The 21,326-nt window shown below is 68.2% G+C and carries 23 protein-coding genes; 13 read left to right on the forward strand and 10 right to left on the reverse strand.

Translation table 11 applies throughout. From position 1 onward, the window contains the following. Positions 1 to 61: 61 nt before the first annotated feature. The 4 genes from AC1DBE_RS01315 to AC1DBE_RS01330 are packed head-to-tail and all read right to left on the reverse strand — an operon-like array spanning position 62 to position 2,125. Complete coding sequence (locus AC1DBE_RS01315; protein WP_476969377.1) at positions 62 to 556, reverse strand: YbaK/EbsC family protein; 495 nt, start codon at positions 554 to 556, stop codon at positions 62 to 64. After that, entirely contained in the window at positions 540 to 1,418 is an 879-nt protein-coding gene (locus AC1DBE_RS01320; protein WP_476969378.1) for an SURF1 family cytochrome oxidase biogenesis protein, read from the reverse strand. Before AC1DBE_RS01320 ends, AC1DBE_RS01315 begins: the two co-directional genes overlap by 17 nt. Beyond that, on the reverse strand, positions 1,419 to 1,673 hold the full coding sequence (locus tag AC1DBE_RS01325; RefSeq protein WP_476969379.1) for a hypothetical protein: 255 nt from the start codon (positions 1,671 to 1,673) through the stop codon (positions 1,419 to 1,421). Further along, positions 1,670 to 2,125: a DUF3099 domain-containing protein gene (locus AC1DBE_RS01330; protein ID WP_476969380.1), complete on the reverse strand. Its 456-nt coding sequence runs from the start codon at positions 2,123 to 2,125 to the stop codon at positions 1,670 to 1,672. Before AC1DBE_RS01330 ends, AC1DBE_RS01325 begins: the two co-directional genes overlap by 4 nt. A 150-nt stretch (positions 2,126 to 2,275) precedes the next feature. Between AC1DBE_RS01330 and fabG the strand changes: the two genes are divergently transcribed. From fabG to AC1DBE_RS01345, 3 genes are all read left to right on the forward strand, one after another. Continuing rightward, positions 2,276 to 3,001 (forward strand): 3-oxoacyl-ACP reductase FabG, encoded by a 726-nt coding sequence (gene fabG, locus AC1DBE_RS01335; protein WP_476969381.1) that lies wholly within the window; start codon positions 2,276 to 2,278, stop codon positions 2,999 to 3,001. A 113-nt stretch (positions 3,002 to 3,114) separates the two neighbouring features. Next, positions 3,115 to 3,534 carry an Hsp20/alpha crystallin family protein gene (locus AC1DBE_RS01340; protein WP_476969382.1) on the forward strand — a complete coding sequence of 140 codons (420 nt, stop codon included), beginning with the start codon at positions 3,115 to 3,117 and terminating at the stop codon, positions 3,532 to 3,534. Between the two features lie 171 nt (positions 3,535 to 3,705). Next, positions 3,706 to 4,470, forward strand: a complete 765-nt coding sequence (locus AC1DBE_RS01345; protein WP_476878321.1) for an SDR family oxidoreductase — start codon at positions 3,706 to 3,708, stop codon at positions 4,468 to 4,470. Positions 4,471 to 4,546: 76 nt separating this feature from the next. Here AC1DBE_RS01345 and serB read toward each other — a convergent pair whose 3' ends face one another. Next, a complete protein-coding gene (gene serB, locus AC1DBE_RS01350; RefSeq protein ID WP_476878322.1) occupies positions 4,547 to 5,443 on the reverse strand; it encodes a phosphoserine phosphatase SerB in 897 nt (298 codons plus the stop codon). A 133-nt stretch (positions 5,444 to 5,576) separates the two neighbouring features. Here serB and AC1DBE_RS01355 point away from each other — a divergent pair, with 133 nt between their 5' ends. From AC1DBE_RS01355 to AC1DBE_RS01375, 5 genes are all read left to right on the forward strand, one after another. Next, entirely contained in the window at positions 5,577 to 6,362 is a 786-nt protein-coding gene (locus tag AC1DBE_RS01355; protein ID WP_476969383.1) for an ABC transporter ATP-binding protein, read from the forward strand. A gap of 19 nt (positions 6,363 to 6,381) precedes the next feature. Beyond that, positions 6,382 to 7,167: a sulfite exporter TauE/SafE family protein gene (locus AC1DBE_RS01360; protein ID WP_476878324.1), complete on the forward strand. Its 786-nt coding sequence runs from the start codon at positions 6,382 to 6,384 to the stop codon at positions 7,165 to 7,167. A 7-nt stretch (positions 7,168 to 7,174) separates the two neighbouring features. Then, on the forward strand, positions 7,175 to 7,984 hold the full coding sequence (locus tag AC1DBE_RS01365; RefSeq protein WP_476969384.1) for a TrmH family RNA methyltransferase: 810 nt from the start codon (positions 7,175 to 7,177) through the stop codon (positions 7,982 to 7,984). 199 nt (positions 7,985 to 8,183) lie between these two features. Then, positions 8,184 to 8,441: a type B 50S ribosomal protein L31 gene (locus AC1DBE_RS01370; RefSeq protein WP_056739465.1), complete on the forward strand. Its 258-nt coding sequence runs from the start codon at positions 8,184 to 8,186 to the stop codon at positions 8,439 to 8,441. Between the two features lie 122 nt (positions 8,442 to 8,563). Next, positions 8,564 to 9,667, forward strand: a complete 1,104-nt coding sequence (locus tag AC1DBE_RS01375) for a lipoate--protein ligase family protein (RefSeq protein WP_476969385.1) — start codon at positions 8,564 to 8,566, stop codon at positions 9,665 to 9,667. A 5-nt stretch (positions 9,668 to 9,672) separates the two neighbouring features. On the opposite strand, the gene pepN is transcribed toward AC1DBE_RS01375, so the two are convergent. Together pepN and AC1DBE_RS01385 are read right to left on the reverse strand one after the other, a co-directional pair. Then, on the reverse strand, positions 9,673 to 12,297 hold the full coding sequence (gene pepN, locus AC1DBE_RS01380) for an aminopeptidase N (protein WP_476969386.1): 2,625 nt from the start codon (positions 12,295 to 12,297) through the stop codon (positions 9,673 to 9,675). A gap of 46 nt (positions 12,298 to 12,343) precedes the next feature. Further along, the gene (locus AC1DBE_RS01385; protein ID WP_476969387.1) at positions 12,344 to 13,378 is read right to left on the reverse strand and encodes a YeiH family protein; all 1,035 of its coding nucleotides are present in this window, start codon (positions 13,376 to 13,378) and stop codon (positions 12,344 to 12,346) included. 109 nt (positions 13,379 to 13,487) lie between these two features. Here AC1DBE_RS01385 and AC1DBE_RS01390 point away from each other — a divergent pair, with 109 nt between their 5' ends. Genes AC1DBE_RS01390 through AC1DBE_RS01400 form a run of 3 tightly spaced genes read left to right on the forward strand, consistent with a single transcriptional unit; the run spans position 13,488 to position 16,850 of the window. After that, entirely contained in the window at positions 13,488 to 15,083 is a 1,596-nt protein-coding gene (locus AC1DBE_RS01390) for a circularly permuted type 2 ATP-grasp protein (protein ID WP_476878329.1), read from the forward strand. Continuing rightward, positions 15,076 to 16,002, forward strand: coding sequence for an alpha-E domain-containing protein (locus tag AC1DBE_RS01395; protein ID WP_476878330.1), 927 nt, complete (start codon positions 15,076 to 15,078; stop codon positions 16,000 to 16,002). The genes AC1DBE_RS01390 and AC1DBE_RS01395 overlap by 8 nt, the downstream gene beginning before the upstream one ends. Then, complete coding sequence (locus AC1DBE_RS01400; RefSeq protein WP_476969388.1) at positions 15,999 to 16,850, forward strand: transglutaminase family protein; 852 nt, start codon at positions 15,999 to 16,001, stop codon at positions 16,848 to 16,850. Before AC1DBE_RS01395 ends, AC1DBE_RS01400 begins: the two co-directional genes overlap by 4 nt. A gap of 28 nt (positions 16,851 to 16,878) precedes the next feature. Here the strand turns inward: AC1DBE_RS01400 and AC1DBE_RS01405 are convergent, their stop codons facing one another. Further along, positions 16,879 to 17,364 carry a pyridoxamine 5'-phosphate oxidase family protein gene (locus AC1DBE_RS01405; protein ID WP_476969389.1) on the reverse strand — a complete coding sequence of 162 codons (486 nt, stop codon included), beginning with the start codon at positions 17,362 to 17,364 and terminating at the stop codon, positions 16,879 to 16,881. 160 nt (positions 17,365 to 17,524) lie between these two features. Between AC1DBE_RS01405 and AC1DBE_RS01410 the strand changes: the two genes are divergently transcribed. Then, entirely contained in the window at positions 17,525 to 19,222 is a 1,698-nt protein-coding gene (locus AC1DBE_RS01410; RefSeq protein WP_476969665.1) for a GAF domain-containing sensor histidine kinase, read from the forward strand. A gap of 43 nt (positions 19,223 to 19,265) precedes the next feature. On the opposite strand, the gene AC1DBE_RS01415 is transcribed toward AC1DBE_RS01410, so the two are convergent. Further along, positions 19,266 to 19,994 (reverse strand): response regulator, encoded by a 729-nt coding sequence (locus AC1DBE_RS01415; protein WP_476878333.1) that lies wholly within the window; start codon positions 19,992 to 19,994, stop codon positions 19,266 to 19,268. Between the two features lie 369 nt (positions 19,995 to 20,363). Between AC1DBE_RS01415 and AC1DBE_RS01420 the strand changes: the two genes are divergently transcribed. After that, positions 20,364 to 20,807: a universal stress protein gene (locus AC1DBE_RS01420; RefSeq protein ID WP_476969390.1), complete on the forward strand. Its 444-nt coding sequence runs from the start codon at positions 20,364 to 20,366 to the stop codon at positions 20,805 to 20,807. A gap of 40 nt (positions 20,808 to 20,847) precedes the next feature. Here the strand turns inward: AC1DBE_RS01420 and AC1DBE_RS01425 are convergent, their stop codons facing one another. Next, positions 20,848 to 21,315 carry a pyridoxamine 5'-phosphate oxidase family protein gene (locus tag AC1DBE_RS01425; protein WP_476878335.1) on the reverse strand — a complete coding sequence of 156 codons (468 nt, stop codon included), beginning with the start codon at positions 21,313 to 21,315 and terminating at the stop codon, positions 20,848 to 20,850. Positions 21,316 to 21,326 lie beyond the last annotated feature (11 nt).

The raw sequence follows: 21,326 nt of genomic DNA on the forward strand, positions 1-21,326 counted from the left end.
CGTTCGCCGCTTTGCTGTCCGGCAGCCGCGCCGTTCCGCTAGCTATAGGGCTGGTGTGGTGTTAGCGGACCTGGAGTTCCTCTGCTGCTGTGATGCGGTGGAGTTCTTTGTAGGTGATCGAGAACATCGAGTTGTGGTCACCGGCTCCTGCCCAGAGGAGGGGGTGCGCCGCCAGGGATTCGTCCAGCAGTGTCCTGATGGGCTGCGGGTGGCCGAGCGGGGCGACGCCGCCGACGTGCTGGCCCGTGTGGCGCAGGACGAATTCCGGGGCCGCCCGGCGGATCTTGCCGCAGCCCAGGCGGTCGGCCACCATCCGGACGTCCACTTTTGCCGCGCCGCTGGCCAGAATCAGCAGGGGAGCGCCGTCCAGGTCGAAGACGAGGCTGTTGGTGATCGCCGCGACATCACAGCCCAGGGTGGCGGCCGCGGCGGCGGCGGTGGGAACTGCGGTGTCGAACACCGCCACGGTGTCAGTTGAACCTGCTGCGACAAGGGCCCGCCGGACGTTGGCGACGGCGTCGTCATCCATGGCGTGGACCTCAGAATCCCTGGGCATCGAGGATGGCGTCTTCCTCTTCCTCGGCCGTGGGATTTCTTCCCTTCCGCGGTGCCGGACGACGGCGGGGCCCCGGCCGGCTGGCATGCACGTACACACCCTCCTCCGCCTGGGCCTCGGCGTCCTCCGCGTCGATCGCGGCGTTGCGTGCCTGCTGGCGGGCGGCGTAACCAAAGCCGATGAACATCAGGACGCCAAACGCAAACCACTGCAGCGAATAGGACAGATGCGTCCCCTCGTCGGTGGAGGGTTTGAGGAAGGGGACCGGCATGTCCGCGACCGGGGGCGTCTCGGAGGCCAGCTGGCCGTACGCGCCGGTGAGCAGGGGATACCCAAGCTGTTTGGAATAGGCGGTCAGGTCGATGGATGCCAGCTGGCCCTCGGGGGCGCCGCGCTGCAGGGCCGGTTCGGCGGGCTTCAGCCGCGCCACCACCGTCACATCCCCGGACGGCGGGGCCGGTACGGAGTCCGGGCTGCCGGGGGTCTTGTTTCCGATCGGAAGCCACCCCCGGTCAATCACCACCGTCTCTCCGGAGACGAGCCTGAACGGCACCACCACTTCGTAGCCCGGCTGACCGTTGAGCGGCCTGTTGCGGACAATCCGCTGGCCTGCTTCGTCGTAGCGGCCGTGGAGTTCCACCTGCGTCCATTCGCGCTCCGCGTCCATGCTGATGAACTCCTGGCGCGCCGCGGCAAAGGGAATCGGGGTGGCCGAATAGTTCGAAACCACCCGGTTGATCTCGGCAAGCGTCTCCGCCCGGCGGTCCATCTGCCAGCGGCCGAGGAAGACGCAGGCGGTGGCGAAGATCGCGGCCAGCAGGAGATAGCCCAGCCATTTGCTCGAAAAGAGGAAGCGATACATTCAGCAGGCCTTGCCCGCGGCACCGGCCGCGTCGTCCAGCGGAACGGTGGCCTTCCACAGCCCCCGGGTCTGCAGGTAGTCCTCCAGCCACCCGCGGTGATCCGGACACGCGAGCCAGGTCTTGCGGCGCTCGGGGGTGTGGATCTTGGGGTTGTTCCACAACAGTTGCCATTCGGCGTTAGCGCGGCAGGCCTTGCGGGAGCAGGTCGCTTCGGCAGGCTCGGCTGCGGCTCCCGCGAGGTCAAAGATATTCATGATGCAGCCCGTCCGTGGTCCTCGTCGTCGTCAATCAGTTCACCCTGCAACAGGGTGCCGGGGACATCGTCCGCCGGGGCTGGCCCTTGCCCGGGTGTTTCCGTGGGGCGCGGCGCGTCCAGCTCGCCCATGGGCACGTAGTCCAGCAGCGACTCGCTGTGCACCTCGGCGTGGTCGCTGCCGTTGGCAATCACCACCGCCACCCAGGGCAGGAATACGGCGCCGATCACGGGCAGGATCTTGAACCAGCCGTCCACCACAAACACCAGGACAAGGCAGACCATACGGATGCCCATGGCCACGGCATACTTGATCATCCGCTGGCGCATCTCTTCCGAGTGGGCCGCGGCAGCGTCCGTAATGCTGTGGACCTCGGTGTCGCCGGAGTCCTCCCCGGACGTCCGTTCACCGGGTCGGTTCTTGTTTGTCACGGCTGTCAGATCACGCTCCATAGGCTTACTTCGATTCTCTCACCATTGGCAGGGCCGCCCAAACGCCGGCGGGCCGGGCGGGAAGGTGCCGGCCGGAGGCTAAGATCGGAGGCAGGAAAATCCAGCCGACCCAACGCGGCGCCCGTGCGCCGCAGAATCCCGGAGCCCACCATGACTGAAGCACCCACCACCGGCCGCAGCGTCCTCATCACCGGCGGCAACCGCGGCATCGGACTGGCCATCGCCGAATCCTTCCTCGCCAATGGCGACAAGGTGGCCGTCACCTACCGCAGCSMGGCSACSCTTCCGGASGGCATCCTCGGCGTSAAGGCGGACGTCACCGATGAAGCCTCGGTGGACGCAGCCTTTGCCGAAGTCGAGGCGGCGCACGGTCCCGTCGAAGTGCTGGTGGCCAACGCCGGCATCACCAAGGACACCCTCCTGATGCGGATGAGCGAAGACGACTTCACCTCTGTTCTGGACACGAACCTCACCGGCGCCTTCCGGGTCATCAAGCGCGCCTCCAAAGGCATGATCCGGGCCCGCAAGGGCCGCGTGGTCCTGATTTCCTCGGTCTCCGGCCTCTACGGCGCCCCGGGCCAGATCAACTACTCCGCATCGAAGGCCGGCCTCGTGGGCATCGCCCGGTCCCTCACCCGCGAACTGGGCGGCCGGGGCATCACCGCCAACGTCGTCGCACCCGGCTTCATCAACACGGACATGACCGCCGAACTGCCCGAAGCAACGCAGAAGGACTACCTCTCCAAGGTCCCCGCCGGCCGCTTTGCCGAGGCCTCGGAAGTGGCCGACGTCGTCCGCTGGGTCGCGAGCGACGAGGCCGCCTACATTTCCGGCGCGGTCATCCCGGTGGATGGCGGACTCGGGATGGGCCACTAACAGACAGTCCGACGGCGGGTCTTTGGCCCTTGGCGCGCGCGCTGCCGCAGGCGTGTAATGGACCCACAGCCCCGGACCACGCGCGGCAGGGGCGTGCACCCAGGAGGAGAATCATGGCTGATCTGAGCAAGTGGGCACCATCGGACATGCTGGAGCCTGTCCGCCGCTTCCTTGATGGCGACCTCACCATGGCGTCGAGTATCAAGGTTGAACAGTTCCAGGACGGCAGCACCCTGGTGGTGCGGGCGGAAATCCCTGGCATCGATCCGGACAAGGACGTCGACGTCTCGGTCAGCGGCGGCATGCTGCATATCAAGGCCGAACGCGAGGAACGGTCCGAGCACAAGGAGAAGGACGGCTACCGCTCCGAATTCCGCTATGGCTCGTTCCAGCGCAGCATCGCCCTGCCGGCGGGAGCTAAAGAAGAAGACATCACGGCAAGCTACAAGGACGGAGTCCTGGAAGTGCGGGCGCCCGCCCCGGTAGCGGCGCCGGGCACGTCCGGGACCAAAATCCGGGTGGACCGCGGCTGAGGCCCGCCGCGCGAGGGAGGCCGGGCTGCACTGGCGGCCCGGCCGCCCAGCTGCCTGAACTAGGCCCGTGCGGCTTCTTTGTGGATCCCAAACAACCGGATTGGCCCGGACCGCTGGCATGATGGACAGCAGACCCACCAGTATTTGGATGTTTGGAACAAAGGAGCTCGTATGGGACTGCTGGATAACAAGACCGCTATCGTTACCGGTTCATCACGGGGAATCGGCGCGGACGTGGCCAAGTTCCTCGCCGCCGAGGGTGCCGCCGTCGTCGTCAACTACCGCCAGAAGGCGCCGCGCGCCAACAAGGTGGTCGCGGAAATCGAGGCCGCGGGCGGCCGCGCGGCAGCCGTTGGGGCCGACCTGACCACGCAGGAAGGCGTCCAGGCCCTGGCCAGCGCCGCGATGGAGAACTTCGGCTCGCTGGACCTGCTGGTACTGAACGCCTCCGGCGGCATGGAATCCGGTATGGAAGAGGGCTACGCCCTCAAGCTCAACCGCGACGCCCAGGTCAACATGCTCAACGCCGCCGTACCGCTGATGGCCGAGGGCTCCCGCGTGGTCTTCGTGACCAGCCACCAGGCCCACTTCATCGACACCGTGCCCACCATGCCGGAGTACGAGCCGGTAGCCCGCAGCAAGCGCGCCGGCGAAGACGCGCTCCGCGACCTGGTGCCTGCCCTGGCCGACAAGGGCATCTCGCTGGTGGTTGTCTCCGGCGACATGATCGAGGGCACCGTCACGGCCACCTTGCTGGACCGCTCCAACCCCGGCGCCATCGAGGCCCGCCGCGCCGAGGCCGGCAAGCTGTACTCCGTGAAGGAATTCGCTGCCGAGGTCGCCAAGATGGCCACCGCCGACGTCGAAACCGGCCACACCGAATACGTCGGCGGCGCCGACTACTTCGACAAGTCAAGCGGCGCGGGCACCAACTAGCCACTACTGCGATGACCCCTGGCGGCAGTGTCCTTCAAGGACACTGCCGCCAGGGGTCATTTCGCGTTAACGGGCCTCAGACGCCGGCGATGTACCGGACCGCGTCAAGATAGGGCAGGTCGAGGGCCGCGTCAGCGGCCGCGCGGACTGCCGGTTTGGCGTTGAACGCCACCCCTATCCCCGCCGCGCCGAGCATATCGAGGTCGTTAGCCCCGTCGCCCACGGCGATGGTGTGCTCCATCGGAATGCCCTCCGCCGCCGCCCACTCCCGGAGGTACTTCTCCTTTGCGGCACGGTCCACCACATCACCGAGCACCTTGCCGGTGAGCGCACCGTCCACGATTTCAAGTTCATTGGCAATCCAGTAGTCCAGTCCCAGGCCCTCGGCTATCGGCCCGAGAATCTGGTTGAAGCCGCCGGAAACCACGGCCACCACGTGCCCGGCCGCCTTAAACGCCGCCACCAGGTCGGCGGCGCCGTCACTGAGCAGCACTTCTGCGCGGACGGAATCGACGACGTCGGCCGGCAGCCCGGCCAGGACAGCTACCCGGGCGTGCAGGCTTTGAGCGAAGTCGAGTTCGCCGCGCATGGCCGCCTCCGTCACCGCGGCAACTTCCTCGCGCTTGCCCGCGTGCGCGGCAAGCAGTTCGATGACTTCCTGCCGGATGAGCGTCGAGTCCACGTCCATGATCAGGAACTTCCGCGGAGCCTCCCGCAGGGCCGCCGGAACGAGCGCAGTGCCGATGCCGGGGACGGCGGCCGCTGCCAGGCTCTGCCGCAGTCCAGCCAGGCCGGCCGCCGTGACAGGTGCCCCGGAGGTGCAGTCGGCGGTGTAGACGGAAAATCGGCCGTCTCCCGTGGTTTTTTCGGCGCCGATCTCCAGCCCGATCGCTGCCAGCGTCCCGCGGACCTGCGCGAGCTCGGGGGCGGAAAGGTGGGCGCCGTAGCTGACCGCGGTCACGTTCGAACTCATGGCTTCCATGCTACCGAGCACGGCCCGGCCGCCCTGAATTCGTTTCGCTCCGGTGACGCAGGCGGATGGGGACGCCCGGCGGCCGTTTGTCCGGTTATCAGTCGTCTGGTTTTTTGACCTAATGTCTACTCCTATGAGTGATGTTCTTGAATTGGCCGCCGTCAGCGTTGTACGTGGAGCGAAAACCCTCCTGGACAAGGTCGACTGGCAGGTCAAGGAGGGCGAGCGCTGGGTAATCCTGGGCCCCAACGGCGCCGGCAAGACCACTCTGTTGCAGGTTGCCGCCGCCCGGATCCACCCCACCAGCGGCATGGCCGGGATCCTYGARGARATCCTCGGCGCCGTGGACGTTTTTGAACTCCGCCCGCGGATCGGCCTGTCCTCGGCGGCACTGGCCAATCAGATCCCGGAACACGAGAAGGTCCTCAACGTCGTCGTCACCGCCGCCTACGGTGTCACCGGCCGCTGGCGCGAAGGCTACGAAAAAGACGACGAACGGCGCGCCTTCGCCCTCCTCAACGAATGGGGCATGGGCCCGCTGCTCAACCGCCCCTTCGCCTCGCTCTCCGAAGGTGAACGCAAGCGCGTGCAGATCGCCCGGGCCCTCATGACCGACCCCGAGCTGCTCCTGCTCGACGAACCCGCCGCGGGCCTAGACCTCGGCGGCCGCGAAGACCTCGTCCACCGGCTCAGCGGGCTCGCCCGCGACGAGGCCGCCCCGGCGATCGTCCTGGTGACCCACCACCTCGAAGAGGTCCCGCCCGGGTTCACCCACGCCCTGTTGATGCGCAACGGCGGCATCGTCGCCTCCGGTCCGATCAGCGAGGTGCTGACCGCGGAAAACCTCAGTGAGACGTTCGGCGTCGAACTCGACGTCAATGTCTCCGGCGGCCGGTACACGGCCACCGCCCGCCGCTGACGGGGGTCGCTGACAGCGCGTGGAGTTACTCAACAGCGTCCTCATCTTCTTCGCCGGCCTGTGGGCCGGCACCATCAACAGCGTGGTCGGCTCCGGCACACTCGTCACCTTCCCGGTGCTGATCGCGCTCGGATTCGCTCCCGTCACCGCCTCGATCAGTAATGCCATGGGCCTGGTCGCGGGCAGCGCGGCCGGCGCGTGGGGCTACCGCAGGGAACTGGCCGGACGCCGGACCCAGCTCCTCCGCCTGCTGCCGGCATCCCTGCTCGGCGGCATCACCGGCGCCTACCTGCTCCTGCACCTCCCGGAGGTGGTCTTCCACTACGCCGCGCCCGCGCTGATCGTGGTGGCCCTGCTTATGGTGGCGTTCCAGCCCAGGCTCCAGAGCTGGGTACAGAACCGGGAATCAGACCCGGAACAGGCCAGCCGGGACAAACGCCACGGGTTCCTGCTGGTGGTGCTCGTTTTCCTCGCCGGCGTGTACGGCGGATACTTTGTGGCCGCGCAGGGGATCCTCCTGGTCGGGATCCTCGGGGTGTTTATGGCCGGCACCATGCAGAACGCCAACGCCATGAAGAACATCCTGGTCCTTGGGGTCAACCTCGTCGCCGCCACGTCCTACCTGCTCTTCGCCTTCGACCGGATCAGCTGGGGTGCAGTGGGCCTGATCGCCGTCAGCTCGCTGATCGGCGGCCTCGTCGGCTCCAAGGTGGGCCGGAGGCTCTCCCCGCGGGTCCTCCGCGGCGTCATCTTCGTCCTCGGCACCGTGGCGCTGGGCTTTATGATCGCCAAGCTGGTGAACTGAGCCGGCCGTGACCTTTCACCACCTCGACTCCGCCGCCGACCCGCGTGTGGCCGACTACACCCAGCTGACCGACGTTCACCTGCGCAAACTCAGGGAGCCCGCGGAGGGGATGTACATCGCCGAGTCCTCCCGGGTGCTGCGCCGTGCCCTCGCGGCGGGTCACCGGCCGCGCTCGTTCTTCCTCGCGGAGAAGTGGCTGCAGGACCTCGACGACGTTTTCGCCGCGTACCCGGAAGTGCCGGCCTACATCGGTTCGGCCGCGCTGCTGGAGGAGATCACAGGGTTCCACCTGCACCGCGGGGCGATGGCCGCCATGCACCGGCCCGCGCCGGTGCCGCTGCCGGAACTGCTCGCCGGCGCCCGGAGGGTCGCCGTCCTCGAAGACATCGTGGACCACACCAACGTCGGGGCCATCTTCCGCTCCGCAGCCGCCCTGGGGCTCGACGCCGTGCTGGTGAGCCCGCGCTGCGGCGACCCGCTCTACCGGCGGAGCGTGCGGGTCAGCATGGGCACCGTCTTCCAGGTCCCCTGGGCGCGACTGGACCTCTGGCCCGGTGACCTGTCGGTGCTGAAGGACCACGGCTTCCTGGTCGCGGCGATGGAACTGACCCCTGACGCGGTGGATGTTGATGTGCTCGCCGCCCGGAACCCCGAACGGCTGGCCCTGGTCCTCGGCACCGAGGGCGCGGGCATGAGCGCCGAGACCCTGGCCGCCGTCGACCTCGCCGTCAAAATCCCGATGCGCGCCGGCATCGACTCGCTCAACGTCGCGGCGGCTTCCGCCGTCGCGTTCTGGGAGCTGCGCTCCCGCGACTGACGCGGCCACGGCACCGGGCCGGCGCCTGGCCGGGAACCGGCGGAGATCCGCTGGAGGCCAGTGTACGGCCGGTTCGTCCGGCCGCCGGATCTGGGCTAGTATTGGTAGCTGGCCGTGCTGCGTCTTCAGGCGCCGGGCAGCCACTCCCACTCATACCTGGCAGCTGGCAAAATCCAGTTGCGCGAACAAAGGTCCAATTATGCAGTCTGATATCCACCCGAAGTACGAAGCTGTTGTTTTCAACGACCTGGCTTCCGGCGTCAAGTTCCTGACCAAGTCCACCGTGTCTTCCTCGAAGACCATCGAGTGGGAAGACGGAAACACCTACCCGGTCATCGACGTCGAAATCTCCTCCGAGTCCCACCCGTTCTACACGGGCAAGCAGCGCATCATGGACTCTGCAGGCCGCGTCGAGCGCTTCAACGCTCGCTTCAAGGGCTTCGGCGGCAAGAAGTAACTTTCTGCTCCCAAGGTCTTTTGGAAAGCCCGCACCGGTAACGGTGCGGGCTTTTTGCGTACCGGGCCGGCCGCACCGCCGCCCGGTTCTGTTTGGGCCCGGCAGTGGGGGAGGATGGCGGTATGACTTCTTTCCCCGCCTCCGCAGAATCCACCACCGAGGACGACGGCGGCCGCCGCCACGGCGAGTACAAAGTCCCGGGCGGCAAACTGGTGGTGGTGGACCTTGAGGTCGCGGACGGCGTCCTGGCGCATGTCTCGGTCAGCGGGGACTTCTTCCTCGAACCCGACGAGGCCCTGCCGGAGATCAACCACAGCCTCACCGGGCTCCCGGCCGACTCCAGCGCCGCAGACCTCGCGGCTGCCGTCACGGCGGCGCTGCCCGAGGACACCGTACTGTTCGGCTTCTCGGCCGAGGCCGTCGCAATCGCCGTCCGCCGCGCCCTGGCAAAAGCCACGGGCTGGGGAGACCACCACTGGAACATCATCGGCCCGTCGGTGCTCCCCACCCACGTGAACGTGGCCCTCGATGAAGTCCTCACCGAAGAAGTCGGGGCCGGGCGCCGCAACCCGACCCTCCGGTTCTGGGACTGGGAGGAACCGTCCGTGGTGATCGGCAGCTTCCAGTCCGTCCGCAACGAGGTCCACCCGGACGGAGTGAGCCGGCACGGTATCAGCGTGGTCCGCCGGATCAGCGGCGGCGGCGCGATGTTTATGGAGGCCGGCAACTGCATCACCTACTCGCTCTACCTGCCGCAGACCCTGGTGGACGGCATCAGCTTCGCCGACTCCTACGGCTTCCTCGACGCGTGGGTCATGGCGGCCCTCGACAGGGTGGGGATCAAAGCCTTCTACGTGCCCCTGAATGACATCGCCACCGACCAGGGCAAGATTGGCGGGGCGGCGCAGAAGCGGCTCGCCAACGGCGGCATGCTGCACCACGTCACCATGAGCTACGACATCGACGCCGACAAAATGGTTGAGGTGCTGCGGATCGGCAAGGAAAAACTCTCGGACAAGGGCACCACCAGCGCCAAAAAGCGCGTCGATCCGTTGCGCCGGCAGACCGGACTGGCCCGCGCCGAGATCGTCGCGGCCATGATGGAGGTCTTCACGGAACGCTACGGCGCGACGCCCGCCGAGCTGACCGAGGCCGAACTCGACGCCGCCCGGCAGCGGGTCGACAGCAAGTTCGGCACCACCGAATGGTTGCACCGGGTCCCGTAGTGGCCCTAGCCGGCCGCCTGGGCCGTGAGTGCCCGCAGCAGCTGGCTGCGCTGTTCGATGATGATGCGGCGCAGCGCACGCGGCGCGTTCGGGTGCTCGGCAAGCCACCTGTCAGTCCGCACGAGGACCGGGTGCTCTTCAGGCCGCGCCGGCGCACCGCCGGCCGCAGCCGGGGGGAGGTCCTGCCCGGCAGGGTAGAGCCCCCGGACGATCCTGCTGGCGATCTCGATACTGCGGTTCCGCCAGACCCGTTCAATGCACTCGAAGTACGGCTCGACGTAACCGGCCAGCAGGGCGGCCGGAGCCGTGTTGAACCCGGCGATCTTGGCGCTGAGCAACTGGTTGGACAACGCGGTGCCGTGCACGGCTGCGTCCCAGGCCGCATCCTTGACCGCCGGGTCCGGCCGTGCCGCGAGGGCGGTCGCGTGCCCGGATTTGCCGGAGGCCGTGTTATCCCGGGCCAGTTCCGCGTCGAGCAGGCCAATGTCCGCCCGGCCGTGCGCCGCCAGGGCGTGCCAGAAGTTCCAGCGCAGTTCCGCGTCGACGGAAAGCCCCTCGATCACCGTGCTGCCGTCCAGGAGCGCTGCAATGAGGTCGAGCCTGCCCGCGTCAGAGCGGCTGGTGGCGGCAAGGGTGCGGGCCCAGGCCAGCTGCTGGTCGGAGCCGGCTTCGGCCCGGGCCAGCTCCGCTGCGGCCGTGTCCAGGAACTCGCGGCGGACGCGGTCCCGGTCCGCGGCCGGGACGTAGCGTTCGATTGCGGTTCCGGCGTTCCCCAGGACGGCCAGGAGCACGCCGATGCCCGGCTCCGCGGGGGCGAACCGTTGGACGGCGTCGACGTAGCGGGCGGCAGGGCTGACGGCGTCGCGGGCCGAATCCCAGAGCGCGGTCCAGCACAGGGCGCGGGCCATCGGATCGCTGATGGCCGAGAGGGACGCCCGGACGGTGGCTTCGGAACGCGGATCGAGCCGGACCTTGGCGTAGCTGAGGTCCTCGTCGTTGACCAGGAGCAGCGCCGGCCGCGGCTTGCCGGTGAGCTGGTCCACCCGGGTGAGGCCGCCGTCGACGTCGGTTTCCACACTGTCGGTGCGGACCAGGGCGCCGGCGGCGTTGTGGTTGTAAAGGCCGATGCGCAGCCGGTGCGGCCGGGGTTCCTGCCGGCCGGTGATGGGGTCTTCAGCGTGCTGGTGCAGCGAAACCGCTCCCAGGACGCAGTCGTGCTCCTCGATATCGGCCGTAAGCGTGGAGATGCCGGAGGTCTGGAGCCACTGCCGGGCCCAGGCGGCCAGGTCGCGGCCGGACGCTGCGCTGAGGGCTGCCAGCAGGTCGCCCAGGGTGGTGTTGCCGTAGGCGTGGTCGCGGAAATACCGGCGCGATCCGGCGATGAAGGCCTCAAAGCCCACATAGGCCACCAGCTGCTTCAGGACCGAGGCGCCCTTGGCGTAAGTGATGCCGTCGAAGTTCTGCTTGGCAGCCTCGAGGTCCGGGATGTCCGCGACGATGGGGTGCGTGGTGGGCAGCTGGTCCTGGACGTAGGCCCAGGCCTTGCGGTTGTTGGCGAAGTTAACCCACGCGGTGTCCCAATCCGTGGTGCGGTCCACCCCGAGGCTACCCATGTAGTCGGCGAAGGACTCCTTGAGCCACAGGTCGTCCCACCACTGCATCGTGACGAGGTCGCCGAACCACATGTGCGCCATCTCGTGCAGCAGCGTGTTGGCGCGGCCCTGGTACTGCGAATCGGCGGCCCGGGACGTGAAGACGTAGCTCTCGGTGAACGTCACCAGGCCGGGGTTCTCCATGGCGCCGAGGTTGTATTCAGGGACGAAGGCCTGGTCGTACTTGCCCCACGGGTACGGGAAGTCGAAGAGTTCGTTGAAGAAGGCCAGGCCGTTGCGGGTCAGCCGGAACAGTTCGTCGGTGTCGAACGAGGACGCCATCGAGGCCCGGCAGTAGAGGGCCAGGGGTACGTCCAGGGCCGAGCCGTCGCTGAGGGTTCCCTGCCAGCTGTCCTCGGCCTTGAAGTAGGGCCCGGCGAGGACGGTGGTGATGTAGGTGGACATGGGCTTGGTGGGGGCGAAGTCCCAGCGGCTGGTCGCGGGGTCGCTGCTCAGCTGCGTCCGGCCGGTTTCGGCGCCGTTTGAGGAGACCTGCCAGCCGGAGGGTGCCATCACATGGAACGTGAATTCGGCCTTGAAGTCGGGCTGCTCAAAGTTCGCGAACACCCGGCGCGCGTCGGCGGGCTCGTACTGGGTGTAGAGGTAGCACTGGCCGTCCGCGGGATCGAAGAACCGGTGCATGCCCTCGCCGGAGGTGCTGAAGAGCGCCGTTCCGGTGACGGTGACCTGGTTCTCGGCCTGCAGGTTCTCCAGCAGGATCCGGGAGCCATCCACCACGTCTGCCACCGGCAGGCCCTTGCCGTTGAGGAACACGCTGTGCACGGAACTGCCGATGAAGTCCAGGAACGTGGAGGCGCCGGGTTCGCTGGCCGAGAAGGTGATGACGCTGCGGCTGGTGTAGCCGGCCACGGTGGGATCGGCCGCCTCCCGGACGTCCAGGGAGACGTCGTAGCTGTGGGTGGTGATCAGGGCTGAGCGGGTTGCCGCTTCGTCACGGCTCAGGTTCTGGTTCGACACTCCGCTATCTAATCACGCGCGGTGCCGCCGCACCGCCGCGGGCCGGCTACCGTCCGGGCACGAGGACGACGGCGGCGCCCAGGCCCAGCGCGGCGATCAGGAGCCACGACGCGAGCGCAGCCAGGAGCGCGCTGGTCCCCGTCCGCAGCAGGTGCCCCACCCGGACGGCGGAGCCGAGGCCGAACAACGCCATCCCGAGCAGCAGGTCCTGCAGCAGGGCGGCGGCCTCGAGGACCCCGGGGGAGAGCCAGCCGGTGCTGCGGAGGGCGGCCATCGCGATGAAGCCCACGACGAACAGCGGCACCACGGGCGGGAGGCGTCCGCCGGCGTCGGACCCGATCCGGTGGTGGATCCCGGCAGCTGCGACCATGGGCGCGAGCAGCAGCACACGGGTGAGCTTGACGATCACGGCGACGGCGAGCGCCGAGGCGCCGGCGGTCTGGGCCGTGGCGACCACCTGGCCCACGTCGTGGACCGACGCGCCCGCCCACGCGCCGAAGGCTTCCGGCCCGAGCCCCAGCGGGCCGATCAGGAGCGGCAGCACACCGATGGCCAGGGTGCCGCACAGGGTGACGAGGGCGATCGGCAGCACGGTGTCCTGTTGCCGGATGCGGCGCACAGCGGCCATGGCACCGATCGCGGAGGCCCCGCAGATGGAGAAGCCGGTGGCGATGAGAAGGGACACTGTGGGCGTCAGCCGGAACAGCCGGCCAATGCCGTACGTGCCGGCAAACGCCGCCAGCACCACGCCGGTGATCAGCAGCAGGGCGGGCCAGCCGAGGCCCAGGACGTCCACCACACTGACTTTTATGCCCAGTACCACCACGCCGCTGCGCATCAGGTGCTTGCCTGCGAAGTCCAGGCCGGGCCGGCCCGTCCCGGCGCTCCAGCCGGCCAGGCCCGGAAGATTGGCGGCCAGCAGCCCCAGGACCACCGCCACCGTCATGGCCGGCACGGCGGGCAGCAGCAGGTGGACGCCGAGGGCGATGACGACGGCGGCAGCGCACGCCAGCAGGCCCGGCACCAGCCGCCGGAAACTGCCCGGGCGGCGCTGCCGGAAAACGTTAACAAATCGGGGCACGCCTCAACCTTGCCCTAATCGCGGGACAAACATTGCAGTGTGAGCTGCAACACGCCCCGCAGGGCCAGTCGAAATGATTTCGTAACGAAAAGGTGGTTGGCTAGTGGGCATGTCTGACCTTTTCCAGGATTACTCCGAGGCCGCCGGCCGCAGCGGCGCCTACGACGAGATGTTCACTCCGGGCCAGGAGGCCCGCCGCTCCTACGGCCAGGTTGCCGGGGCGCTGCAGGAACTCTCGCTGGCCGACGTCACCGCCCGGGCCGACTCCATGGCCCGGACCTTCCTGGACCGCGGCGTCACGTTCGACTTCGCCGGCGAGGAACGGCCTTTCCCCCTCGACATCGTGCCCCGGGTGATCCCGGCCGACGAGTGGGCTGTCCTCGAACGCGGAGTGGCGCAGCGCGTCAAGGCCCTTGAAGCGTTCCTTAACGATGTCTACGGCAAGATGGCGGTAGTCGCCGACGGCGTCATCCCGCGCCAGCTCGTCACCACCAGCGCGCACTTCCACCGCCAGGTCCACGGCTTCGAGCCGGCCGGCGGCGTCCGCGTCCACATTTCCGGCATCGACGTCGTCCGCGACGCCGCGGGCACGTTCCGGGTCCTGGAGGACAACGTCCGGGTCCCCTCGGGTGTCAGCTACGTCCTGGAGAACCGCCGTGCCATGGCCAAGGGCCTGCCTGAGGCGTTCGGCCAGCAGCTCATCCGCCCGGTCGAGGAATACCCGCGCCGGTTGCTCTCCGCGCTGCGCAAGACGGCCCCGTCGGGCGTGGACGACCCCACCGTGGTGGTCCTGACCCCGGGCGTGTTCAACAGCGCCTACTTCGAGCACACCCTCCTGGCCGGCCTGATGGGCGTCGAGCTCGTCGAGGGCCGCGACCTCATCTGCCGCGGCAACCGCGTCTATATGCGCACTACCGCGGGCGAGCAGCGCGTTGACGTGATTTACAAGCGCATCGACGACGAGTTCCTCGACCCGCTGCAGTTCCGCTCCGATTCCATGCTCGGCTGCCCCGGCCTGGTCAACGCCGCCCGCGCCGGCGGCGTCACGATCGCCAACGCGGTGGGCAACGGCGTCGCGGACGACAAGCTTGTCTACAGCTACGTGCCGGACCTGATCCGCTACTACCTGGGCGAAGAGCCGGTCATCGCCAACGTGGATACTTTCCGGCTGGAAGAGGCCGAGGCCCGGGAGCACGTCCTGGACCGGCTCGACGAACTGGTGGTCAAGCCCGTGGACGGCTCCGGCGGCAAGGGCCTGGTCATCGGGCCCGACGCCTCCAAGGACGAACTCGAGGCGCTGCGCAAACGCATCATCGCAGACCCGCGCGGCTGGATCGCACAGCCGGTCCTGCAGCTGTCCACAGTCCCCACCCTCAGCGGCGACAAGTTCGGACCGCGGCACGTGGACCTGCGGCCCTTCGCAGTCAACGACGGCGACGACGTCTGGGTCCTGCCCGGCGGCCTGACCCGGGTGGCGCTGAAGGAAGGGTCCCTGATTGTGAACTCCAGCCAGGGCGGCGGCTCAAAGGACACCTGGGTGCTGGCGGATTCCCCGCAGGTCCCGGTGGAGGTCCTGCCACGCCCGGCGATCGCGGTCCGCGAGCGGGTCTCGGTCTGGCCCGTGGAGAGCAACTGGCGCGACAGCCAGAAAGAGCAGCAACAGCAGCAGATGTCCGACGCGCAGGAGGTAGCCGCGAATGCTTAGCCGTATTGCCGAGTCACTTTTTTGGATCGGCCGCTACGTGGAACGCGCCGACGGTACAGCCCGCATCCTGGACGTGCACCTTGAGCGGCTCAACCACCTCCCGATGGACGAACAGCGCAGCGTCGCGCAGGAACTCCTCGCCGTGATGGGCGCCCGCCCGCAGTCCGATGACTTCGGCCTCGACGAGCTCCTGCACGCCCTGGCCTACGACAAGCAGAGCGCCACCTCCATAGCCGGTTCCCTAGGGGCGGCGCGGGAGAACGCCCGCCGTGCACGGGAAACCGTGTCCTCCGGGCTCTGGGAGAGCCTGAACACCACCTACTACGGGCTGAACCAGCACCGCAAGGACGTGGTGGGCACGTACCGCTTCTGCAACTGGGTGCTGGAGCGCACCGCCATGGTCAGCGGCCTGGCGGACACCACGGTCAGCCACGACGAGAGCTGGCTGTTCCTGGTCCTCGGCCGGTCACTGGAGCGTGCCGACATGACGGCCCGTATGCTCTCCACCCGGGACGTACTCTCCGCCGGGATGTCCTGGGTGAACATGCTCCGCTGCGCCGGCGCCTACGAATCGTTCCTGCGCACCCGCCGCGCCGCGTTCGGCGACCAGCACGCGGCCGAGTTCCTGCTGCTGGACCGGCTCTTCCCGCGCTCGATCGTCTACGCCCTGCGGGACGCGGACGAGTGCCTGGCCAAGCTGGACCCCTCGGCCCAGCGCGTCGGGTTCATCAACGACGCCCGCCGGATTGTCGGGCAGGCCCGGACGTTCCTCGAGTTCCACCGCACCGACGACCTCATGTCCGAGCTGCCCGAACACATGGAGCGCGTGCAGAAGGCCGTATCGCAGGCCTCCGACGCCATTTCCCGTAAGTACTTCAATCAGGCAGACGAACTGGCCTGGGTGGGAGAAGTTTCATGACCCGGCTCAGCATCACGCACAAGACCGCCTACAAATACAACCGGCGGGTCACCCTCTCCTACAACGAGGCCCGGATGACCCCGCTGACGGACCCGCAGCAGGTGGTGCTGGAGTCCTCCATGAAGGTCTCGCCGTCCCAGGCCGCGCTCAGCAGCTACCGGGACTACTGGGGGACCCGTGTCACGGCCTTCGACATGCAGATGCCGCACGACCACCTCGAGGTCCTCTCCACCACCACGGTGGAGGTGCACCGCGTGGAGCGGATCGCGGCGGAAGCGGACATTGTCGGCTGGGACGTGCTCTCCGCCCCGGAAACCCTGAACCAGTTCAGCGACTGGATTCCGCAGTCCCAGCTGACCGGACCGGGCGACGAGGTGCTCGCCATCGTTCCGGGCGTCGTCGAGGGCCGTAACCCGCACGAAGCGGCGATGGCCGTCTTCGAGTGGATGCGCGGCGAGATGACCTACATGAAGGGTTCCACCGGTGTGACCACCAACGCCGAAGAGGCGTGGAACCAGCGGCAGGGTGTCTGCCAGGACCTCGCCCACCTCGCGATCGGGGCGCTGCGCAGCTGCGGAATCCCTGCCCGTTACGTTTCCGGGTACCTGCACCCGCGCTCGACGGCGGACCTCGGCGAGACGGTCGCCGGACAGTCGCACGCGTGGCTGGAATGGTGGGACGGGGAGTGGCGCAGCTGGGACCCGACCAACCACAAACCCGCCGGCGATTTCCATGTCACCGTGGCCCGCGGCCGGGACTACCGGGATGTTCCCCCGCTGAAGGGCATCCTCTCCGGCGGCGGCGGATCGGCGCTCTCAGTGACGGTGGAGATCACCCGGCTGGCCTAGTCGCACGGCCCGGAGAGTCCCGGCAGGGCTACTCGAGGCCGGACCGGGTGGCGTCGTCCAGCGGCGTCCACCAGGTCAGCGGCGGGACAATCTTGAACCGCCTGCCGGTGATGGTGTCCGGAGTAATGCGCACAAAGTGTTCCTTTTTGCCGGCCTGCCAGGGGAACAGCAGCAGCCCGACCGTGTCGAGGACTTCTTCCTGGTTGTTCACCGCGGCGGCCTGGCCCTTGATGACCACGCTCCAGGCGACCCCGCTGTCGGCATCGACGCCATCGGCCTCCAAGGCCACCGGCGTGTCGCCCGTGGCGGCCTGCAGCTTGGTGCCCTCCGCTGTCCGGAAGACCAGGGTCCCGTGGTCCACTTTGTAGTTGACCGGGAAGATGTCCGGGTGGTCGTCCACCCACACAGCCATCCGGCCCACAGTGACGCTACGCAACAACCGCCAGCACTCGTGGTTATCCAGGTTCTCGACGGCGTGGGGCTGGCCAGCAGCCGCTTTCGGATCGGTGCTCATGGCGGCGAGCCTATGCCGGGCAGCGCCGGGCGGGGTAGGGCACAAGTGCCCGGCGGCGTAATAAACCACCGGTCATAGGGGCCTGTTAGTAAGGGATGAGGGTATTCTGGCATCACGGCATCGGCGCGGATGTACGTGCTGAGGATTGGGGCCATTGAAGATGCAATCTCCTGGTAACAGCCCGGAAGTCATGAGCTCCGGGGCGTCCCGGATCGAGGACCTGCTCAAGGATTTCGTGTCCCGCGCCGGCGCCCTGCACCAGTCCGAGGAGCGGATGGCCGGACTCCTCGAAGCCGTCGTCGCCGTTGCCGAGGACCTCAGCCTTGATGCGGTCCTCGAACGCGTCGTCCAGTCCGCCTGCCACCTGCTCGGTGCCCGGTACGGGGCGCTCGGGGTGATCGGGGAAGACCAAGGGCTGAACCACTTCATCAGCGTCGGGATCGACGGCGAACTGGCCAGCCAGATCGGGGCCCTTCCAGTGGGCCACGGAGTGCTGGGCCTGCTCACCAGGGAACCCCGGCCGCTGCGGCTCGAGGACTTGCGCAAACATCCTGAAGCCTACGGATTCCCGACGCACCACCCGATCATGAAATCCTTTTTGGGCGTGCCGGTGCGGGTCCGGGATACCGTGTTCGGCAACCTGTACCTGACCGAAAAAGAGGGCGGCGGGGACTTCAGCGACGAGGACGAAGGCCTTGCGGTGGCGCTGGCAGCCGCTGCCGGCGTCGCCATCGAAAACGCCAAACTGTACGACGACGCCCGCCGCCGGGCCCGCTGGCTCGAAGCCTGCATGGACGTCTCCGGGCTGCTGCTGGGCAGCGACCTGGACTACACCGCGGGCGGGCTCGACCCGATCGCCGCCCGCGCCCTGCAGGAATCGGATTCCCGGCTGGCGCTCATCGCGGCGCCGGCCGCGTCCGGGACCGGCTACGTGGTGGCCGGGGCCGCGGGGGAGCAGGCGAAGGACTTCGCCGGCAAAGTCTTGGAGCTCGGCGCGCCCGAGCTGGCGGACGTCCTAGCCGGCGGCGAACCTGTCATGGTGGAGCCCTCGGCAGGAGTGCTGCAGGACTTCGACGGCGGCTCGCTCGGGCCCGTACTGGCCGTTGCCCTGAGCACCCAGGGCGCACACCACGGACTCCTGCTCCTGGCCCGCAAGCCGGAGTCCCTGCGGTACACCCGCACCGATATCGAGATGGGCGCCGTCTTCGGATCGCACGTCGCCCTCGCCCTGGAACTCGCCCGCGTGCACCGGCTCCGCGAGGAGTTGTTAGTGTTCACCGACCGGGACCGGATCGCCCGGGACCTGCACGACCTCGTCATCCAGCGGCTCTTCGCCGCCGGGCTGAGCGTGCAGAGCCTGACCCGCTACACCAAGGACGAACTCGCCACCGAGCGGATACGGAACATCACCGGCGAACTGGATGAGGCGATCAGGAGCCTGCGGGACACGATCTACTCGCTGCGCAGCAGCAGCGGCGAAACCGAGCTGCTGAGCGGCCGGATCCGCCGGGTCACCCGCAGCTCCGCCAAATCCATGCCGTTCACGCCCCGGCTGACCCTGACCGGTCCGGTGGACGCCGTCACTCCGGAGAAGGCAGACAACGTGGTGGCCGTCGTGTCGGAGGGCCTGAGCAACGCGATCCGGCACTCCGGGGCGGACGCGATTTCGGTATCGGTAGCCGTCATCAAGGGCCAGGTCACGGTGGTCATCACGGACAACGGGTCCGGGTTTGACGAGAACCAGGAACGCAACGGACTCGCCAACCTCGAGGACCGGGCCCGGATGCTGGACGGTCACTGCACCATCACGACGGCGCCGGAGGCCGGGACCAGCGTCGAATGGTCCGTGCCGGTGTAGCACCTGCCCGGCGGCGGGCGCCAGCCGGTAAGGGCCGCCGGGATCAGTGGACGCTGTGCTGCCTGGCAGCCTCGGACGGGACGCCCGCCGCGGCATTCCCCGAGGGGCTGGCAATAAAGACCGCCGCCTGGGTGCGGCGCTCGAATCCGAGTTTGGCCAACAGCGATGAAACGTAGTTCTTGACCGTTTTCTCTGCCAGGAACATCTCGGCCGCTATCTGCCGGTTGGTCAGACCGCCGCCGACCAGCTCCAGCACACGGCGTTCCTGCGGGGTGAGGGCCGCTGTCCGCGGGTCCACTTCTTCGGTCTCCACGAGGCTTTCCACCACGCCCGCGGCCACGCCGTCCTCGAAGAGGGATTCGCCGGCCGCTGCGCGCCGCAGGGCCCCGATCAGGTCGGTCCCGCCGATCTCCTTCAGCACATACCCCGAGGCACCGGCGAGCACCGCCCCGCGCAGGGCCTGCTCGTCGTCGAAGCTGGTGAGGATGATGCAGTTGAGGGTGGGATCGACGGAGCGCACGTCACGGCAGACTTCGATCCCGGTGCCATCGGGCAACCGCGCGTCCAGGACGCAGACGTCCGGATGCAGCGCGGGGATACGCCGGGTTGCCTCCACCGCGGAACCGGAGCTGCCGACCACCAGGAAACCCTCACCCTCCAGCAGCTCCTGCAGGCCGCGGCGCACCAGCTCGTGGTCGTCGAGGATGAAGACGCGGATCACCGCCGTGGGGTCCTCGGCTGCGGTGAGACCGGCGTCAGTCCAGGCAATCATCTTTCTCCCGTCCGGGCGCTTGCCAGGCCCCGGGTCCCGCCGAGCCCCCAAGCTCGCGGTGTGGGCCCGTGGCAGGCCGCGTCCGTCCATGTTGTGCGGGACCCCGGCTGCTGGTCCCTGGAGTGCGGTGGAATAGTATCCTCCATTGTGGCCCCTGGGGGACCGCAGTGGTTGCTGGGCCAGAATATTTCTTGGCCGCGCACAGCAAGTCTCCGGCTGGTACCCTCGCCGGGCAAGGGCCCTTAGACCTACGGGACAGGTTGTAGCGGACCCGCCGCCGTGGCGCCGTGACCTTCGGCCCTAGCCCGCGGCGCGGCACGGCGCGATCGTTGGTGCAACGCCCGGCCGGGCGGGATGAAGGGAAGAGTTATGAGCGAGGCAACGGGCATCCGGAGAATCGTGGTGGGCGTCGACGGCTCTGACGCGTCCGTCGAGGCGCTGCGGCAGGCCCAACAGCTCGCCGGACCGCTATCGGCCGCGATTATCGCGATGGCCTGCTGGGACGTTCCCCCGGTCTACGACGGCTACGTGGCGATGGGCATCGACGACTTCGACGTCAGGGCCGGGGAGATCCTTGAATCCACGGTGACCAAGGCCTTCGGTGAGGACCTGCCTGCCAATGTGGAAACCCGGTTGGTGCAGGGGCATCCGCGCCGGGTACTGCTGGACGAAAGCAAGACGGCGGACCTGCTGGTGCTGGGCCGGCGCGGCCACGGCGGTTTCGGCGGGCTGCTGCTCGGGTCCGTGAGCTCGGCCCTCGTGGCCCATGCACACTGTCCCGTGCTGGTGGTGCATGCCCCGGAGAAGCGCTGACTCCGTAAAGCGCTGAGCCGCAGCGCCCAGGCCTCCGGCTCTATTCGAAAGCTGCCCGCCGCGGATCCGCGAGCCGGGTGCGCCACACATCGGGGTTGTTCACTTTGAACCGGCGCCCGGTCAGGGCCTTGGGTGCCAGCCGTACGTAGTAGTTCTTCTCGCCGGGCTGCCAGGGCTCCAGCAGCAGCTCGTCCACGGCGTCCTTTTCAGCCTGGTCCTCGATGAGCTCGGCCTCGCCGCGGGCCACGACGCTCCATGCCGCCTGCTCGTGGGCGTCATAGCCGTCAATCTCGAAGGCCACCGGTTTGGCCGTGATCGCGCCCCACAGCTTCGTCCCGCCGGCGGTCCGGAACACGATCGAGCGGCGGTGCAGGACGAAGTTCACCGGAAAGACCTCCGGGTGCGCGTCCACAATCAGGGCGATCCGTCCCACCACCTCGCTGTCGAGCAGCACCCAGCACTGGTCGATGGACAACTGGAAATTCGGCTGCGGAGTCGTCGTAGTCACGGCTCCACGTT

The organism is Arthrobacter sp. 10T416, assembly GCF_056394165.1.

Coding starts and splice junctions, on each gene's coding strand:
- AC1DBE_RS01315 (WP_476969377.1), bottom strand. CDS start 556: ATGCCCAGGGATTCTGAGGTCCACGCCATGGATGACGACGCCGTCGCC.
- AC1DBE_RS01320 (WP_476969378.1), bottom strand. CDS start 1,418: ATGTATCGCTTCCTCTTTTCGAGCAAATGGCTGGGCTATCTCCTGCTG.
- AC1DBE_RS01325 (WP_476969379.1), bottom strand. CDS start 1,673: ATGAATATCTTTGACCTCGCGGGAGCCGCAGCCGAGCCTGCCGAAGCG.
- AC1DBE_RS01330 (WP_476969380.1), bottom strand. CDS start 2,125: ATGGAGCGTGATCTGACAGCCGTGACAAACAAGAACCGACCCGGTGAA.
- AC1DBE_RS01340 (WP_476969382.1), top strand. CDS start 3,115: ATGGCTGATCTGAGCAAGTGGGCACCATCGGACATGCTGGAGCCTGTC.
- AC1DBE_RS01345 (WP_476878321.1), top strand. CDS start 3,706: ATGGGACTGCTGGATAACAAGACCGCTATCGTTACCGGTTCATCACGG.
- serB (WP_476878322.1), bottom strand. CDS start 5,443: ATGAGTTCGAACGTGACCGCGGTCAGCTACGGCGCCCACCTTTCCGCC.
- AC1DBE_RS01370 (WP_056739465.1), top strand. CDS start 8,184: ATGCAGTCTGATATCCACCCGAAGTACGAAGCTGTTGTTTTCAACGAC.
- AC1DBE_RS01375 (WP_476969385.1), top strand. CDS start 8,564: ATGACTTCTTTCCCCGCCTCCGCAGAATCCACCACCGAGGACGACGGC.
- AC1DBE_RS01390 (WP_476878329.1), top strand. CDS start 13,488: ATGTCTGACCTTTTCCAGGATTACTCCGAGGCCGCCGGCCGCAGCGGC.
- AC1DBE_RS01395 (WP_476878330.1), top strand. CDS start 15,076: ATGCTTAGCCGTATTGCCGAGTCACTTTTTTGGATCGGCCGCTACGTG.
- AC1DBE_RS01400 (WP_476969388.1), top strand. CDS start 15,999: ATGACCCGGCTCAGCATCACGCACAAGACCGCCTACAAATACAACCGG.
- AC1DBE_RS01405 (WP_476969389.1), bottom strand. CDS start 17,364: ATGAGCACCGATCCGAAAGCGGCTGCTGGCCAGCCCCACGCCGTCGAG.
- AC1DBE_RS01410 (WP_476969665.1), top strand. CDS start 17,525: ATGCAATCTCCTGGTAACAGCCCGGAAGTCATGAGCTCCGGGGCGTCC.
- AC1DBE_RS01415 (WP_476878333.1), bottom strand. CDS start 19,994: ATGATTGCCTGGACTGACGCCGGTCTCACCGCAGCCGAGGACCCCACG.
- AC1DBE_RS01420 (WP_476969390.1), top strand. CDS start 20,364: ATGAGCGAGGCAACGGGCATCCGGAGAATCGTGGTGGGCGTCGACGGC.